We start from the raw sequence: 17,580 nt of genomic DNA, 5'->3' as shown, positions 1-17,580 counted from the left end.
TGCAGAATACCCGTGAGCCGCTGATTTTGTTGGGTGACATGAATGATGTGACGAATAGCGTCACCACGCAGCTGATGACGGAGACGGGCGAGGTCAACTATGATAAAAGCATGCGCGATGTCGCATTGTTTGATGCTGCCCGTATTCAAGCGCGTTATGGCTGGATGAAAGATGTGGCTTATACTCATATTTACCAAGGTATGCCAGAGGTCATCGATCAATTATTTGTGTCAGAAGAGTTCTTACCTGATAGCAAGTTTTCGCTCGGTCAGGTAGAGCGGGTGGACTATTTTAATGATCATTTAAAATGGGATTATGCAGATAGGGTCATCGATCATGGTATTATAAGAGCGAAAATCAAACTAAATAATTAGCAGTATCATATAGTTATGTCTACATTGTTATGTTGTTGACTCATATATTATTTTTAACCCACTAAACTGCCTTGCTTGATAGTATACAAGCGTTTATGATGCCTCCTTATTGAAAGGGGTGGCGATGATAGCAATGAATTATTGTTAGTCAATCATCGTTATTTTTTATTTAAGACCAAACTTTCAATAAAGACCGTATTTATAAAATAGGGCGTAACATTAAGAGACTTACAATGAGCGAAAATAAAGACGAAAAGATTGAAGACGTATTGGTAGATTCGGAGCTGGCAAAAAAGCTGGTGCCAAATAAGTTTAAGTTTACCAGTCAACAGGGTCGTGCACGCCGTCAAAAGCTATTGGCTGGTGCCAAAAAGCTAAGCGAAACCCATGCTATTAACGATATTACCCTTGCAGCGGTGTGCGAAGAGGCAGGTATTCCGCGCGCATCTGCTTATCATTTCTTCCCTAATATCGAAGCGATATTTTTAGCGTTGCGTTTTTTGAACGCAATCGAGATATTAGAGATGGTAGAGACGGTCGATATCGGCAATTACGACAGATGGCAGGGGTATTTGACCGCGTTGATCGATAAGTGCGTGACAATCTTTCATAATGATGAAACCAAAGCCAAGCTGATCTATGATACCAATACTCCAGATTTTGAAGGAGACAGTTTCGGTGAAGATATCGATCATCAAATCGTAGACTTAGTATATAAGCGCTTATCAGAACGCTATGAGATGCCGAATTTTGATGATATTCAAGACACGTTATTGATTGCTTATAGCATCGTCAATGCGATCTTTACTTTGTCTTATCGTCGTCATCAAAGCATCACCAGTGACTATATTCAAGAAGCAAATACGGCATTTATCGCTTATTTGCGCTGTTATTTGCCAGAAAAGCTACCGCGTAAAAACCGTTAGTTGACAGTATGCTACTGGTCAAATAGTAACGAAAAAGCCGACATGTTCACTGCATAGTCGGCTTTTTTATGTCTGTACTTATGCTTGGTGCTTGGTGCTTAGTTAGCAGGGTAGGTGGCTTAGATAGGAGAGAGCGCTTGCCCATGACATGTGTCTTCTCCTGAGTCAAGAGGGGCGTACGCCTCATAATAGCGAACGATACGCGCTTGCAGGGCAACATTGGTCTGTGAGTCGTGAGCATTGACGTAGGCTTGGCGTGCTTGCTCAAGCCAGCGATCGGCCATGCGAAAATGAATCCCTGACTCTCGCCAGCCGCGCGCGCATTGATTGGTGGCCGCCCAAATCAGAGCCACTTCGCTAAACGCCATCTCACGCGGGGCAACAGCGATGCCGTCACTGTCTTTGAGGGCACTTATAGTTGCCCATAGGTCTGGTCGCATCAAGGCAGATATCGCAGGGATGTCTTGATGCAGGCTGATATCTTTTTCTGTGCCATTCTTTAATGATTGCAGTATGGACTCTGCCGTTTGGGCAGCGTAGGCACCAGCGGTAGAGCGGCTATTGATACTGTCCTGATGAATGGCGTAGTTCAGCCATGCTTGCGCTTTGTAGGCCCAGTAGCGCTGGCGTGCTGTCTTATCCGCTTGCTGATAGGGTTTTACCTGTGTGAGCATACAGCTCAATGCGCGCTGCTGAGTACTTTGGTATTGATAAGACGGGATGTGATTTTCTAAATTGCTATGGCAGTAATCATTACTTATCAGTGTGTTGGTTTTGACACGGTCGCTTGCTGCCAATGCTAATGAAGCAGACGTGAGTAGCAATACTGCGGACAGTGCCGTATAAAAAGAGCGTTTATAGATAGCTACTGTGCTGGCAGACTTCGACATATTACAACCCTTGTATTCAGGCAATCGGTTTTATTTTTTAAGTATTTGTCAATATCAGGACATACCCTAATCACTATATCAAACGTTTATCAGTATATATGAGCCAACTGAAAAATATCAGTACAGTAATAAAAAAATTGCCGCAGCTCAGAGCGACGACAATTTTGTCAGATTATAGCGTCGCGTTGCTCGGCAAACGCTTATTTTTGCGTGGGTCTTCGCGTTTGAATAAATCCTCATCAAACTTAAAGCGTAATCTGAAGTATGCGCCTTCTTGCGTACTGTCGTCATAAGCGATATCTTCATCCTCAAAACCCATAAAGTTATAACCAAGTGATAACCAGAGGTTAGTCATCGGGCTGTAGCCGACTTCTGCCCCAAGCATATATGACATATCATCGGCTTGCTCATTCCAGTAAGTCCCAGCTTGTAGACCTATATCCCAGCGCTCGCTGATGTCATATAAACCGCGTGCATAGGCAGCATGCGCGGTGTTTTCGCTGACGATATCATCAGCGTCGTATTGGGTATATTTGCCCGCATAGCGACCAGAGAGAGTAAGGGCGCGCGTTGGATGGTAGTTGCCGCTCCACGACCATATTGTTGTATCTTTTTGATATTGGTCAGTGCCAGTAGCATTGTCGTCTAAACGGTACTCAAGTTTTGCTAGCATGTCTAGCTGATTGCTATCATAGTCGCGATAGGCAGCGCCTAACTGAAAACGGTTGATGGTGCGATGGCCATCATCATAGTCGACCTGTGAGTAGATGTCCTTGGCAAGTAGGGTAATATCATCGGTATAACGATAGGCGATGCCTGCACTTCCTAATAAGGTGTCGCTGGTTTCGCCCCAACGTTTCTCAAAGCGTCCTGAGGCTTTGTAGTTTTCTTTGGCTAAGTATTCGACGCCAATGCCCGCTGCGGTCGCCGTATTGTCTATCTCGCCTTCTAGTGATTCGACGCGCTCAAACAAGGTGCTTAGGGTCAGACCTTCTTGCACGTACCATTTGTTTTTAAGACCGATAGCGGCTTCGGCTTCGCGCGCACTGATTGCATCACGCATGCGGTATTCGCTATAGACCTTGCCATCCTTCATGTAGGTAGCATCAAAGCCAGCAACAGTACGTTGGCGCTCGTCTGTATCATCAAGGCCATAACTGCCAGATAAGCTATTGATTAAGTCGTGACGCGCATACAAGCGACCGAGGTTACCCAGCGCTGTCTCACCGCCGATAGAGGTGGCGTTGCGCTCGCTATTGTCAATATCCTGCTCATACTCTGCAAATACCAAGCTATTATTTAGCTTGGGCAGGCGAGAGGTAATACGAGCACGAGCGGTGGTGCCTTCGATGTCTTTATCCGCATTGCTAACACCATTCAGTGCTGACTGGTTGATAATGTCATCGTTAAATAACGTATCGTCAGTGACGTCTACGACATCTGTGGCAGCTTGAGTGTTGCGTGAAGCGGCAGTAGCATCTTGCTTGTAGTAGCGCAGACCAACTTCGCCAACGATGTTTTTGCTCAGGCGCTGCTCGACACTGGCCTGTACGCCTTCACGCTTGGCATCAGTGGCGTGGTCTTCTGTGCGTACACCTTCTAGTTTTAAGGCGGTGTTTTTATCATTAAAGGTATGAGTGACTTCTACGCCAGACTCCGTGCGCCCAGCAGTAAGTGGTGATGCACCAGTGACAAACCCTTCATCTGCATCATTGTAATAAGCCTTGGCACGCGTGTTTTTCTTATTGTCAAAGTTAAGCTCAACACGTAAGGCATTGCCTTCTACATCAGTCTTATCTAATTCTGTCGTATTGATCTGATTGCTAGGCTGGAAGTTTGGATTGTCAGCCTTATTCATCGCATATTCAGCGACCAGCTTTAGCTTGTCATTCATCTTGATAACGGTATTAACACTAGCAAGCTGTTCTTTATTAAGCGGATCATCACTATTGACATAGCTGCCGCCGATAGCGATTTTGTCTGTCAGCTGTTGCTTCGCTGCGACACCGCCGACCCAATATTCTTCGCCGCCTTCATCCACTTCCACAGTGACGCGCAAGTAGATAGGATTGCCATCGAAGTCTTGGCTAGCGATAGGCGAATTCAAAAATAAGCTGCGGCTGATTGGGTCAATCTCATAATCCGCAAAACGCGTGAGGGTCTCACGGTTGACGATTAAGCCAGGGTTATTACGGTCGCGAGTGATCACTTCGATAGTTTCCGAGTTCTCTAACACGGCATCGAAGTCTTCAGCTAATGGGTAGGGACCTGAGATACCTAAACCGCGAGTTTCATTAACGCGCTGTGACGTGCTGGTCTCAGCGGCAAAGGCGGTAATACGGGTATTATCGTCCTCAAATTGCGCTTTTAGACCAGTCAAGGTGCGATTGTACTGACCAAGCTCAATCCCTTCATCGTTGTCGATTTGGGTTTTTAGATCACCGTACATCGCAAACGAGCGGCCTTTGTCCAAACGCACATAGAGCTTGCTGGTCGATTGGGCATCAAAGCCTTTGGCCGATGAGTCGCCATACACAGGATAATACTCGCCCGGCTCGATATCACGGAATAGGCGCTCGCCTTTTTTGTCACTATCATAGGCCAGTGTCAGCAGATAATCGCCGCGCACTTTGCCTTTTAGGAACATCGCCGCCCGACCAGTGGCTGAATAATCATCATTGCCTGAGATTTCATGCAGCTCTTGCTCGAACGCGCCTTGTGCGTCTGTGATATTGCTGCTATCAAAGTCTTTGAGAGAGATAGCACCTTCGACGATACCCACAGCGATCAGCGGGCGCAGCTTGGCAGTGAACTGTAGTGGAATGACTTGCTTGCTACTACCCGTATCGATGACCAGCTCACCTTTGCCTGGTGCGCTTGGCGCGATGACTGGTATTAATAGCTCGCCACCTGATACAGTAACTTGTGTACCGGCTTGATCTTGGCTGCTGTCTTTCAGATTGATACGACCGATATTAGTATCAAGTGTAAGAGAAGTAGTACCGATATAGGGGCGATTGTCGCGATCTTTTAGACTAATAACAACCTGATATTCGCTGATACCATCTGCTGGGACTAATTGTGCTTGCGTACGATAATCAATCGCTTGCAGACTATCAGGTGTTAATACGGTGATGGTCTGCTCTGAGATAACTTTGCCAGTCACGTCAGTAGCCACACCACGTAACGTATTGCTTCCGCGTTTTAGGTCAACCGCATAATAGTCAAAAGCCATTACATTTTGCTTTTCTTGCTCAGCAGTTTTACCGATTTGTTGTTCGGATACGGGCTTGCCATTGGCGTATAGAGTAAATATTGAACCAAGTGGTGCTTGTACCTGTACCATCTGCTTGTAAGTACTGAGCTGTTGACCTTCGCTCAAGTTGATAAACGAGACATCGTTATTGGCAACTTCTTTTAGATATTCTTCGAGCTCTTTTTCTGCTGGAGGTGCAACCGTTGTCACGGCCATGTCTACACGATTGGTCGCATCCCCAATCATATCGTTGACAATAGCAGAATCACAGTTGTTACCAAGGTCTAGGTCGCCATTGATATTGCAGCCACTTGCATCGACATTATCAGTCGTGTCGGCATCGTAGTTTGGCTCTAATGTTAGCGCTGTTTTTACCGCTTGCTCTAGCGTATCATTCTTAGCACTCACTGATTTGCTACGAGCGATTAACTCGGCGTTCAGACGCTCAGTACTATCGCCCATGCCGCCCACAATCGCAAAATCTGCACGATGTAGCTCGCCATATTTCAAATCGACAAAACGGCTGCCAGCATCACCCGCATTACGGTTGCTTTGGGTGACCAGCTCTGTTTCTCTAGGGATCGTAGTGGTATCTACTTTTAGTACGTGTGTTTTGGCACTGACCCCATAAAAGTTGTATTTACCTTCAGGATCAGTAACGATGAAGTTGCCGTTCTCCATATATATACGGACACCAGCAACCCCAAGCTCGCCGTCTTCTTTTTGCTGGATACCATCGCGGTTGATATCGTGGTAGACCTTGCCGATGATGATGCCGTCAGTATTCATGACGCCGCGTTCTACGTCGATTTTCCACTGTGCTTCTCTTGATACTAAGCTTTGGCCTTGCTCGTTGTTAGCAACTGCGATTGCACGGTTGATACCATCACCACCTAGTGATGAAGCACCGACAAGCACACGATAAGTAATTTTTTTACTTTCGCCATTTGCCATGTTTCCTAAGTTCAATACCTGATATTTACCATCAGCTTTAAACTCGGTGGTCTGTGCTTGATTGATATCAATATCAGTCGTTGGACTAACACGCACACTGCTATCGACATAAGCAAAACCGCGTGGTAATGCGTCTTTTAGCTGTACATCGTAAGCAGTAGCGTTACCATTGTTCGTGATATTGATGGTGTAGCTGACATAATCGCCGAGTTCAGCACTTTTTACTTCACTTTCCTTTGTGACAACTAAAGCTGGGTTGTCATCGACGATATTAATTTGTGAGCTCAGATCACTGATACGCACGGTGAAGTCAGACGCATTTGGCAGTTCATCAGCACCAGTACCAACCGAAGGGGCGATACAAGCATCTAAACTGGCAGTCAATGTGTCGCTGTTCAAGGTTTGGATAAGCTTATCATCAATAGCGTTAGCGTTGTTTTGAGTGGATGCTGATAGCTGATATTTACCTGTGTTATTACCGGTTTCTATAGCTTTAAGTGAATAGCTATCTCCAGTTTTTGGTGATTTGATGGTTACCCATACTTGATCAGGCTTGTCAGTTTGTACATTACATTGCGCATAGCTGGCACTGACATAAACGTCATCATTAATTTGTGAAATCGTTTTGCTTTCATCAAATTTAGGAGTGGTGAATTTGATACCAGATTCGATAATGACTAAACTATCGGTCGCACTCACGCTGGTCACTGACGGGTCTTCTAAGACAACTGCACCAATCTTAATGTCAGCAGTATCTCCATCCTTACCATTAGCATCTGATAGAGCTTGTACAATAAACTGAATGTTTTCACTCTGACCAAGCTTGATTTGGGCACTCATGTTATCAAGAATCAGTTGTGTATCACCACTATCGACAATGCCGTTTTTATTCAAGTCTTGATAAACTTTCAAATTAGATAGAGTTGGCGATACATCAAGCGTCAGCTCAATAGTCTGATCACTATAGCTAGTATTACTAAGAACATTAACCCAGTTCACCAGTGTGTTGGGTGCAACAGTACGCACAGGTTGCTGAGTTAAGTTAATACCATATTCAGGTAAGGCAGAGGCTTTGACTTGAACTTGGTTTGAAATGCTATTCTGTTTGATAGAATTGACGTCATAAGAAGCATTAGCGATATTGTTGATAGTTTGTACGAGAGTGGTGGGCGCAGCAAACGCCATATTTGATTGCATAAGCAACATTGCAGCCGTCAGCGCAGAGATCTTCGCTGTATGCAACGTAATACGATTAGACGGTGTCATTAAAGATTTAGTCATATGTCGCTTATCCAATAAAATATAAAAGGGTCGGGTAGTAATTCTCCAGCTTGGCTCATCAAAATCAATTAGGTCAAGCTGGAGCGTTAGTCTATAAGCGTCTTGTGAAGCTTATAGACTTTGAAATGTTAAATATCAATTAACGAGCGTTTTTAATTTTGATTTTAAAAGTCAAGGTGCCAACGCCCTGAGGAACTAGGGTATAGTTAGTACCAAGAACTGCAGTACTGGTAGTACTAGCTATGCCTGCAGTAGATGAGGCAGTCGCAGAAGTAGCAGGTGAGCCAGCTACTAAATCCGCACCAGCTGAAAAGTTAGACAACAAATCCGAAATGGTTAAATCGTTAAGATTAAAACCTAACGCTGCTGAAGAAGTATTAGTCGCCTGAATACGATAGATAACACACTCATCAGGTTCCGCATCGATCGCAGTCTGAATAAAGGTACTTGCAGCAACCGTACCTGAACAAGTCGCATCTAATGCTTGAGACTTCACTAAAGTTAAGCCTCTAACGTTAGTCGTATCAGTCACTGTAGTAGCAGCAGGTGCATTAATACCATCAGGCGTTAGCGTTACAACAGAAGTTTCAGTGCTACCAACAGCTGCAGCATCAGCAACAGTTGCAGGAGCAGCTACATTGCCCGACGACACATTGTAGTTGATTGCTAATGTGCCACCAGGTGCAATACCATTTGGAAATTGAGCGGTTGGTAGTGTAGTGCCATCAAGAGTATATGTATTACCACCAGCAACGTTAGGTTGCAGCGTTATAGTAACCGGCGCGCCATTACCAGGCGGCGTATAAGTAGCACTAACAGGACCAGTAACAGGTCTGACAGCCCCATTATTGCCACCATCAGCAATAGTGAAATTCAATGGGTTAGCATTGGTACCTTCGCCATCTTGACCGCTGTTAGTAATGAGAGTTGAATGAGTCGCTTGACTAGCAGTACCTGAGGCAGGGGGAACTTCTCTAGTCGTTGGATTGCTCACCACAACCGCTCGTCTGGTAAAGTTAGTCACACCAGGACTATCTGTACCAGCGCCGTTACCTTCACCCGCATCATCAGGTACTCTAGTAACACCTATAGTGCTATCTGTACTATCCAAAATATTATAGTCAGTACCAAGTACCGGATTAGCAGGTAGCGGGCTAACCGGACCGACAAACTTATCGTAGACTTCTGCGTTGTTAGTTACTGAACTATTAGCAGATGTAAACTGATCTCTATCGACGTTAACCGTGAAAGTAATCGTGCGACTTGCGCCAACAGCTAAGTTCGCTACGGCAACATTGATAGCTTGTCGAGTACCAACAGTAGAAATCGTAGCGGTACCAGCACCACCAGTTACGGTCACGTCTGATGCTGTGCCATTAGGTAAACTCAAACCTACAGGAAGGACATCTCTGATAACAATATCAGTCGCAGCAGCACTATAGTCAGTAGTCGCGTTAGTGACTACGATACTATAAGCAATCTGTGGGTTGGCGACTGTCAAATCGACAGTACTGGTCGCTGTTTTTACAATTTTGAAGGTAGGCAATCTCACGATAGTTTGGTTTTCGTTCACCAATGTCGCACCAGGTGCATTATTAGCAGTAAAGAAAGTACTGGTCGCTGTTAATGTGCCTACACCTTTGTCATTACCGTTACGATTGTCTGGCGTAGCTGCTTCGTAGCTTAAGTTAGCTCTAGTACCTGGCTGTAGTCTAATAGTACCGCCATTAGTTAGGTTACCTGTCTGTGCTTGTCCATTTAAAGCGTTTATCTGAGCAGTAGTTAAAGGAGTACCATCTGCTTGTACAATAGTAAACGTAACAGGCGCAGTACCTAAAGGGTAGTCTGGAGTAGCCGTTACTAGTGATGAATCATTACCTGTGGTGTTAATGGTATAAGTATCCGTCACGTTACCCGTGTTGGTTAAATTATGAGTAAAGGTAGTTGTACCACCTGGCGTAGCAGTCTGATTGATAGCAATATCGTCACCAATACTACCATCATCAACAGTCGATGTGAGTTCAAAGTTAGCCGTTTCGCTAACGTTAACGGTTACTGTGTTAGAGGTTACAGATGGCTGACTGACGCCAGCAATACTGTAGCTTGCAGTTGCTACGTTATTAATTGGCGCAGCGCCTGCTGTTACAGCGTTAGCTGGGGTCGCTGCATTAGCGCCAGTAGACACACCCATTACTGCGGCGACGCCGACAGCTAGCAGGCTATAGTTAAAAGTGGTTGATTTCATATAATGCTCCAGAGTTAAGATTAAAAATTGAAACGTTAAAAGTGTGAAGGTTTAATGTCTATTGAATTAATTAACGGTGGTATTGAGAGCAACAGCTGCTGACTTTTTAGCTGGCAATAACTTAATATTCCAACGCAGAGTGCGGTATTCAGAATATGGAATCTTGACCATCTTGCCATCGACTTTACGCATGAGAGGCATATCAGCATAGTTCTTACCATCAGTGCTGGCTTGTGCGCTGGCAGGATTTGCCTCACCAGTAAATGTCATGTTGGCAGGGATAGGCAGTGTCACCATCAGATCATTAATGTCTTTGTTGATGGTATTGGTATAAGTTGCTTTGTATTGAATGACAGTACCAGTTGGTGCTGTACGTACTGGCGTATAGACTGTTTTACCTTCCGCATTCTTTATGACTTGATTAGCTGTTAGTTCCATTTTTAGAGCATCATCAGCATGTGCTATATTGAGTAAAGAGCTAGAAGCTATAGTGGCTAATAGAATATTACGTAGAGTCTTGAAACGTTTCATATAAAATCCTTTCTTAGAACATGACTATCAGTAAAAAGCAAACGTCGTGTATCATGATGGAGGAGCTAGTAATTTAATATCATTCATCGTTTTAAAAGGCATCTATCTCCCTTTCTTCTATTTTCACGTAATTAATACAATTAATCATCACAAAAATGACAACTGGCATTTTGGAGGATATAAACGGTAAAAGCCTTGTCTAAGAAGACAGGGCTTTTTTGTATTAGAAAAGGAAATAGTAATAATCTAGAGTTGCAATAGATAATAGCTACTGAGTGTTCGCTGTAGTGCCATATTTGGTATTAAAATAAAAGTTGCGGTTTGATCTGGCGTTTAGGGTAAAGGGATTGGTTATTACTGTACCGTTATTACCGATAGCCACACTATTAGAAGCATAGTCGGTTGTACTGGCTACTGGATTGGCTAAGGTTGAGGTAACCGCTGCGCCATCACTTTTGCTTTGCAGTTTATCCTGCATCACAAAGTTATTAATAGGGACATTAGCGCGATTAGTGGCGGTAATGCGATAAGCAATACACTGACCAGGGGTAAGGGCATTTCCATTATTAGCACTTTCGCTAAAGCCATTTCTAAGGTCTGTTTCACCTACACGATTGAGAGTAGGATCGGTATAAGGGATGGTAGAAGGACAGTTATTAACATATTGAGCTTTTCTAAGGACTAAGGCGGCGTTTTCTGCAATGACACGACCAAAGTTCCTGTTGGGATAGTTGTAGGTGGTGGTTGCAAATGCAGTATTGATATTGTCTGTCGTGGTTCGGATCGGGTAAGAACTACCTGTTCTACTCTCTATAAGGCATATGTTTCTATTACTACCAAAGGTTGAGAGAGGGACACTAAATTGAAACTGACCGATAGTCGCGCCACTACTATTAACAGTTTGTGTAGCATAAGTGAGAGGGTTGTTACTATCGCAACTAGCTAGTCTGACAGTACTACCGCTGATCCCCGTCTCTTGGGGCGGATTAAAAACACCATTGAAGTAGTTGGTATTATTATAAGTCCCAGAAGTGAAGTTGGCATTAGTAGCGCTCGCTTGCGCTGCTGTGATACCACCATTATCGTCAAATACCGTACCAGAAAATATATATTGAGGAACATAACAGTAGTTATCTACGCGAAAATCAATCTCTTGATTAGTTGTAGTGGAAAGACGACCGGTATTAGTATAGCGAACTTTTACCGATGATACGGGCTGAGAGAACTGTACCGATCCTTGACATTGCGTACCTAAATCTTTAGCTGGGCAGTTAGCTGTACTAGTTGTATATAATCCTTGAAAGTAGGCAATGTTTGAACCTACTATTGTTTGGAAAGTGCCTTCAATAGTAGTACCTGCTTGGGTGACACCTGTAATTTGAACGTAATCATCGAAAGTATTACCATTACTATTAGCATAATCAACATCAAAAGCACTTAACGCAACGTTGGTCAAGTAGATTGGTTGCATGGTAATGCTATTACGAAAATCTAGACGGATATCTGTAAAGGCCGAGGTGTTAGGGAACGTTCTTCTGACATTGATGGCTCTGACTCCTTGAGCTTCAGTAACACCAAAGTTACTCAATATGGTGTTCGAGCTCGACTCTGTAGTATTCATTTTAATCTGTAAGGGAATGCTGCCTGATGCGTTGCCTGCGATGTTGACATAGTTATCAGTATTCACTGCTGAGACTAGGTTAGTGTAGTCTGCGTTTGTCAGGCTGCTTTGAGAAGAACCAGTACTACAAACTGCTCCAGGATTTGGTGCAAGCGCATGAGATGAGATGCTCATCAATGACAATATGATAAAGCTTATAAAAGTCAGTATTTGAGATTGATAGTTACTGAATGAGAAAGTACTCATCATATTTGAAAAGCTTTTAACTTTATACATGTCACTAGTCCTAAGAATCAAAGTTGCTCAATTAATATCATGGTTAACCATATTTATACAAATATACTAGTATGGGATACTAATAAGCAATTTGTCATAAATCCAGTGTAAAGTTACCAGTGGTCGATTTGGTATGATGAAAAGTAAATTATATTCATAAAATTACACATAAACAAATTATAATATTGTCATTTTTAAAAAAACTAATCATTATTTATTCAAAAAATACTTGTTATTTATCCATTTCTCTACAGCCATAAACAATTGCCTCGCAAACGCTTATAATAGAGTGTCAAAATCATCCATGACTGAATATACAGGGACAGCAGTATGATCTGTTTTATAGTTTCGTCCATTTGACGCATATGTCAATTCTCAGTGGCACTATTTTGTATAATCTAGCTGTATCTCACCGTATGAAACAAGGGAATGCTTGGACATATCAAGGAAGTCATAAGTAAACCGATATCTCACTTCACACCAGTATTTAATAAAGCCTTACCGTCTAGATAGGTAGGTATGACTGATATAAAAGGATCGACAACAATGAATTATTACAAGGATGCTGACAGCACCGAAACCCAAGAATGGCTTGAAGCCTTCGAGTCTGTGATCAAACATGCAGACAAAGATCGCGCGCAGTTTTTACTAAAAGCCTTATACAATATGGCGGTGCAAGAAGGCCTGCCATTCAACCGCCTTGATACTGCTTATATCAATACTATCGCAGTCGAGGACGAGCCGATGTATCCTGGCGACTTGACCATTGAGCGTAAGATCCGTGCGCTGATTCGCTACAACGCGCTGGCGATGGTGATGCGTGCCAACAAAAACGATGATGATCTAGGTGGCCATTTGGCGACATTTGCCTCTAGTGCCACGCTGTATGAGACAGGCTTTAACCATTTTTTTCGAGCCGCAAGTGATCATTTCGGTGGTGACATGGTTTATTATCAAGGTCACTCCGCGCCAGGTATCTATGCCCGTTCTTATTTAGAAGGCCGCTTGAGTGAAGACCAGTTGGATAATTTTCGCCGTGAGGTCGGTGGTAAAGGCTTATCAAGTTATCCGCATCCCTATCTGATGCCGGACTATTGGCAGTTCCCAACGGTCTCTATGGGACTTGGCCCGATCATGTCGATTTATCACGCGCACGTCCATCGCTATATGGAAAACCGTGGCTTGCTCGAAAAAGAAGGCCGTAAAATTTGGACTTTCTTAGGTGATGGCGAGACAGATGAGCCGGAGAGCTTGGGTGCCATCTCACTTGCTGGCCGCGAAAAGCTAGACAACCTAATTTGGGTCATCAACTGTAACTTGCAACGCCTCGATGGCCCTGTGCGTGGTAATGGCAAGATTATTCAAGAGCTAGAGTCGGTATTTCGCGGTGCAGGCTGGCGCGTGATTAAAGTCATCTGGGGTGGTAACTGGGATACACTGCTTGATAAAGACGTGACAGGTGTGCTCAAGCACCGTATGGAAGAAGTGGTCGATGGCGAGTACCAACTATATGAGGCACGTACTCCTGAATTTACCCGTAAAGAGTTTTTTGGTAAATACCCAGAGCTTGAAGAGATGGCCAATGAGCTGTCTGACCATGACATCGCGCGTCTAAACCGTGGTGGTCATGACCCAATGAAAGTCTATGCTGCCTTTAGTGAAGCCATGAAGACCAAAGGTCAACCAACAGTTGTCTTGGTCAAAACAGTCAAAGGTTATGGGCTATCGACGCAAGCGCAAGCGGTGAATAAATCGCACCAAATCAAAAAGCTAGATCATGAGTCATTGAAGTATTTCCGCGATCGTTTTGATTTGCCATTCAATGATGAAGAGCTTGAGACGCTGCCGTTCTATCGTCCAAAAGAAGACTCGCTTGAGATGAAGTATCTAAAAGGTCGCCGTGAAGCTTTGGGTGGTCATTTGCCAAACCGTCGTAGTGGTCATATTCCTTTAAATATCCCTGATTTATCGATTTTTGATCGTATCTTAAAAGGCAGTAATGGCAAAGAGCAGTCGACGACCATGGTGTTTGTCCGTCTGTTATCAGCGATGCTAAAAAACAAAGACATTCAAGATCGCGTCGTGCCAATCGTTCCTGATGAGGCGCGTACCTTTGGTCTAGAAGGCATGTTCCGTCAGTTAGGTATTTACTCGGCGTCAGGACAAAAATACACGCCTGAAGATAGTGAAGCGCTGATGGGCTATAAAGAAGCCATCGACGGTCACATGTTGGAAGAAGGCATCAACGAAGCAGGGGCGATGAGTACCTGGATTGCGCTGGCGACCAGTTATTCGGTCAACGCTTTGCCAATGATACCGCTGTATATTTACTATTCTATGTTTGGCTTTCAGCGTGTGGGCGACTTGGCATGGGCGGCAGGCGACTGTCAGGCACAAGGTTTCTTACTTGGTGCGACAGCAGGCCGTACGACGCTCAATGGCGAGGGCTTGCAGCATCAAGATGGCCATTCGCATATTTTGTTTAACACCGTCCCGAACTGCGTGAGCTATGACCCTTGTTATGGTTATGAGCTGGCGGTGATCATGCATGATGGTCTGCGCCGGATGTATGGTGAGGGTGAGCGCGTGTATTATTACTTGACTCTCATGAACGAAAACTACGAGCAGCTCGCCATGCCAGAGGGCGCGGAAGAAGGCATCAAGCGCGGGATGTATTTGCTAGAAGACAATGGCTCAAGCCAAGTACAGCTGCTTGGTTCTGGAGTTATCTTACGCGAAGTACAAAAAGCGGCGAAGATTTTAAAAGAAGAGTTTAATATCACTGCCAACGTTTGGAGCGTTACCAGCTTTAATGAGCTGACGCGTGACGGTATGGCATGTGATGACTACAATCGCTTGCACCCAATGGATGAAGAAAAAGTGCCATGGGTCACAGAGCAATTGGCACCGCATAAAGGGGTGGTGGTCGCGGCAACAGACTATATGCGTAACTACTCAGAGCAGATACGTGGCTGGTTGCCTGATAGCCGTCCTTATACCACATTGGGTACCGATGGTTATGGCCGCTCAGATACCCGCGAAAAACTACGCAGCTTCTTCCATGTAGATGCCGCTCATATCGTGGTGGCGACGCTCAAGCGCTTGGCAGATGAAGGCGAAGTAGAAATGCGCTTGGTCAAAGATGCCATCTCAAGCTTTGAGATTGAGGCCGATCAGCCGCCAGCCTGGCAGCAGCAGCCTTATTACGATCATTTCCCAGATGCTCCAGCTCCTGACAACATCAACCCAAGTCCTGTGCCTGAGTTTGTCAGTGAAGAGGATGATGAAATCAGTAATGAAGGCCGCGCCGAAGATCAAGCTGACGCGACGCTGCTCAATGACGATGATGTCAAAGAATAATAACGATAAGACGAGGAGATAAACCATGGACATTAAAGCCCCCGATTTGGGTGTCGATAGTGCCGAAGTCAGCGAAATTATGGTCGAAGTTGGCGATGTCATCGAAAAAGACGACAATATCATTTTATTAGAGTCTGACAAGGCATCAGTGGAAGTACCAAGCTCTGCTGCTGGTAAAGTCACCAAAATCAGCGTTGCTGTTGGTGATCAAGTCAGTGAAGGCATGGTGCTCATTGAGATTGAGAGCGCTGCGGCCGATACACAAGCAGAAGCACCAGTCAGTGAAAAGAGCACTGATGACGCCCGCAATCAAGCGGATGAAAAGGATGCTGGCGCACAGTCTGAGGCCACATCTGAGTCTCAAGCTGATGATGCTAGCTCGTCAGAGTCCAAAAATCCTGCGCCGAGCGCGGGTACAGCCAGTACACACGCATTGCCAGATTTAGGTGTTGAAGAAGCGCAAGTGGCCGAGATCATGGTCAGTGTCGGTGATACCGTTAGTGCCGAGCAATCGATTTTGTTGATTGAGTCGGACAAGGCCTCGGTGGAAGTACCAGCCCCTATCGCTGGTAAGGTCGAAAAAATACTGGTCGAAGCAGGCGACATGGTCGCCAACGGTCAAGATTTTATTGTCATTATTGGTGAGGATGAGACCAGTAGCACGTCTGAAACACAGGGGTCTAGAACAGAAGCTGTGTCAGCCAAAGCAGATAGCGAGGCTGGCAGCAGTGAGCAGCAAGCCAGTGCTAAAAAACAGTCGACCGCTGCGCCAAAACAAAGCGCTCAAGCGACAGGCGCTAGTGCTGCCAGCAAAAGCGGTGGCAAGCTGACAGAAAGTCAAGTGAATGAAAAGCTTGTCGATGTGTATGCAGGTCCTGCTGTACGTAAGCTGGCACGCCAAATGGGTGTAGATATTACTCAAGTGAGTGGCTCAGCGCTCAATGATCGTATCTTAAAAGAAGATGTGTTTGCTCATGTCAAAGAAAGCTTAAGCAAACAAAAAGCGGCACCGACAAACAGCGCTGGCGCTCAGGCAAGCCTGCCAAACTTGCCCGATATGAGTAATACCGAGATTTGGGGAGAGACTGAGACTCAAGATTTAAGCCGCTTACAAAAGGTCTCTATACCGCAGCTTAACTACAATACCTTGCTGCCACAAGTCACACAGTTTGATTTGTCCGATATTACCGAGACTGAAAAACTGCGTGGTGAGCTCAAAGGCGATATGAAAGCTGAAGGTATTGGCTTTACTATCCTAGCCTTTGTGGTAAAAGCAACTGCTCATGCCTTGACGCAGCATCCACGCTTTAACAGTCATTTGAGCGATGACAATACTCAGATTATCGTACGCAAAAGCGTCAACATGGGTATCGCTGTGGCGACGGATGATGGGCTTATCGTACCCGTTATCAAAAACGTTCAAGATAAAGGTCTTAAGCAGATCGCTATCGAGATAGGTGAGCTGGCAGCAAAGGCGCGTGATAAAAAGCTTGGCACTAAAGACTTACAAGGTGCAAGCTTTACCATATCGAGCCAAGGCAACCTAGGGGGTACCGCCTTTACGCCGTTGGTTAATTGGCCACAAGTGGGTATCTTAGGGGTCTCTGAAGCCAGTATGCAGCCGCGCTGGAATGAGAGTAAGCAGACGTTTGAGCCGCGTTTGATGCTGCCGCTGTCGTTGTCTTATGATCACCGAGTGATTAATGGTGCTGATGCAGCAGTGTTTACCCGTTATATCGCCACCTTGTTAGCCGATCCGCGCCGTATCTTGCTGTAGCTCTGACTGGCAGCACTTTTGAGTGCTGCTTGGCTAGGGCGTGTCCTCAATTCAATCGATAGCCATCTAAATGGGCTAAAAATGGCCAA

8 protein-coding genes and 1 pseudogene are annotated in these 17,580 nt (G+C 44.9%); 4 read left to right on the top strand and 5 right to left on the bottom strand.

The features are described 5' to 3' along the window. Window positions 1–374: pseudogene (locus tag NK638_RS08600) on the top strand (endonuclease/exonuclease/phosphatase family protein); the annotation flags it as partial. Between the two features lie 233 nt (window positions 375–607). Further along, window positions 608–1,300, top strand: a complete 693-nt coding sequence (locus NK638_RS08595; RefSeq protein ID WP_274632680.1) for a TetR/AcrR family transcriptional regulator — start codon at window positions 608–610, stop codon at window positions 1,298–1,300. A gap of 119 nt (window positions 1,301–1,419) precedes the next feature. Here NK638_RS08595 and NK638_RS08590 read toward each other — a convergent pair whose 3' ends face one another. The 5 genes from NK638_RS08590 to NK638_RS08570 all read right to left on the bottom strand — a co-directional run bounded on the left by NK638_RS08590 (window position 1,420) and on the right by NK638_RS08570 (window position 12,354). Then, the gene (locus NK638_RS08590; protein ID WP_274632679.1) at window positions 1,420–2,190 is read right to left on the bottom strand and encodes a hypothetical protein; all 771 of its coding nucleotides are present in this window, start codon (window positions 2,188–2,190) and stop codon (window positions 1,420–1,422) included. Between the two features lie 172 nt (window positions 2,191–2,362). Then, on the bottom strand, window positions 2,363–7,681 hold the full coding sequence (locus NK638_RS08585; RefSeq protein ID WP_274632678.1) for an SdrD B-like domain-containing protein: 5,319 nt from the start codon (window positions 7,679–7,681) through the stop codon (window positions 2,363–2,365). Between the two features lie 139 nt (window positions 7,682–7,820). Further along, window positions 7,821–9,926: a beta strand repeat-containing protein gene (locus tag NK638_RS08580; RefSeq protein WP_274632677.1), complete on the bottom strand. Its 2,106-nt coding sequence runs from the start codon at window positions 9,924–9,926 to the stop codon at window positions 7,821–7,823. Window positions 9,927–9,992: 66 nt separating this feature from the next. Beyond that, a complete protein-coding gene (locus tag NK638_RS08575; protein WP_274632676.1) occupies window positions 9,993–10,457 on the bottom strand; it encodes a hypothetical protein in 465 nt (154 codons plus the stop codon). A 268-nt stretch (window positions 10,458–10,725) separates the two neighbouring features. Further along, window positions 10,726–12,354, bottom strand: a complete 1,629-nt coding sequence (locus NK638_RS08570) for a hypothetical protein (RefSeq protein ID WP_274632675.1) — start codon at window positions 12,352–12,354, stop codon at window positions 10,726–10,728. 546 nt (window positions 12,355–12,900) lie between these two features. Between NK638_RS08570 and aceE the strand changes: the two genes are divergently transcribed. Together aceE and NK638_RS08560 are read left to right on the top strand one after the other, a co-directional pair. Then, window positions 12,901–15,714: a pyruvate dehydrogenase (acetyl-transferring), homodimeric type gene (gene aceE / locus NK638_RS08565; RefSeq protein WP_274632674.1), complete on the top strand. Its 2,814-nt coding sequence runs from the start codon at window positions 12,901–12,903 to the stop codon at window positions 15,712–15,714. Window positions 15,715–15,739: 25 nt separating this feature from the next. After that, window positions 15,740–17,491, top strand: a complete 1,752-nt coding sequence (locus NK638_RS08560) for a 2-oxo acid dehydrogenase subunit E2 (protein ID WP_274632673.1) — start codon at window positions 15,740–15,742, stop codon at window positions 17,489–17,491. Window positions 17,492–17,580 lie beyond the last annotated feature (89 nt).

The sequence above is a fragment of the Psychrobacter sp. A3 genome (assembly GCF_028823565.1).
Lineage (GTDB): Bacteria > Pseudomonadota > Gammaproteobacteria > Pseudomonadales > Moraxellaceae > Psychrobacter > Psychrobacter celer.
Note: the sequence above shows the minus strand (reverse complement) of the source record. Positions and strands in the feature narration are given on the sequence as shown.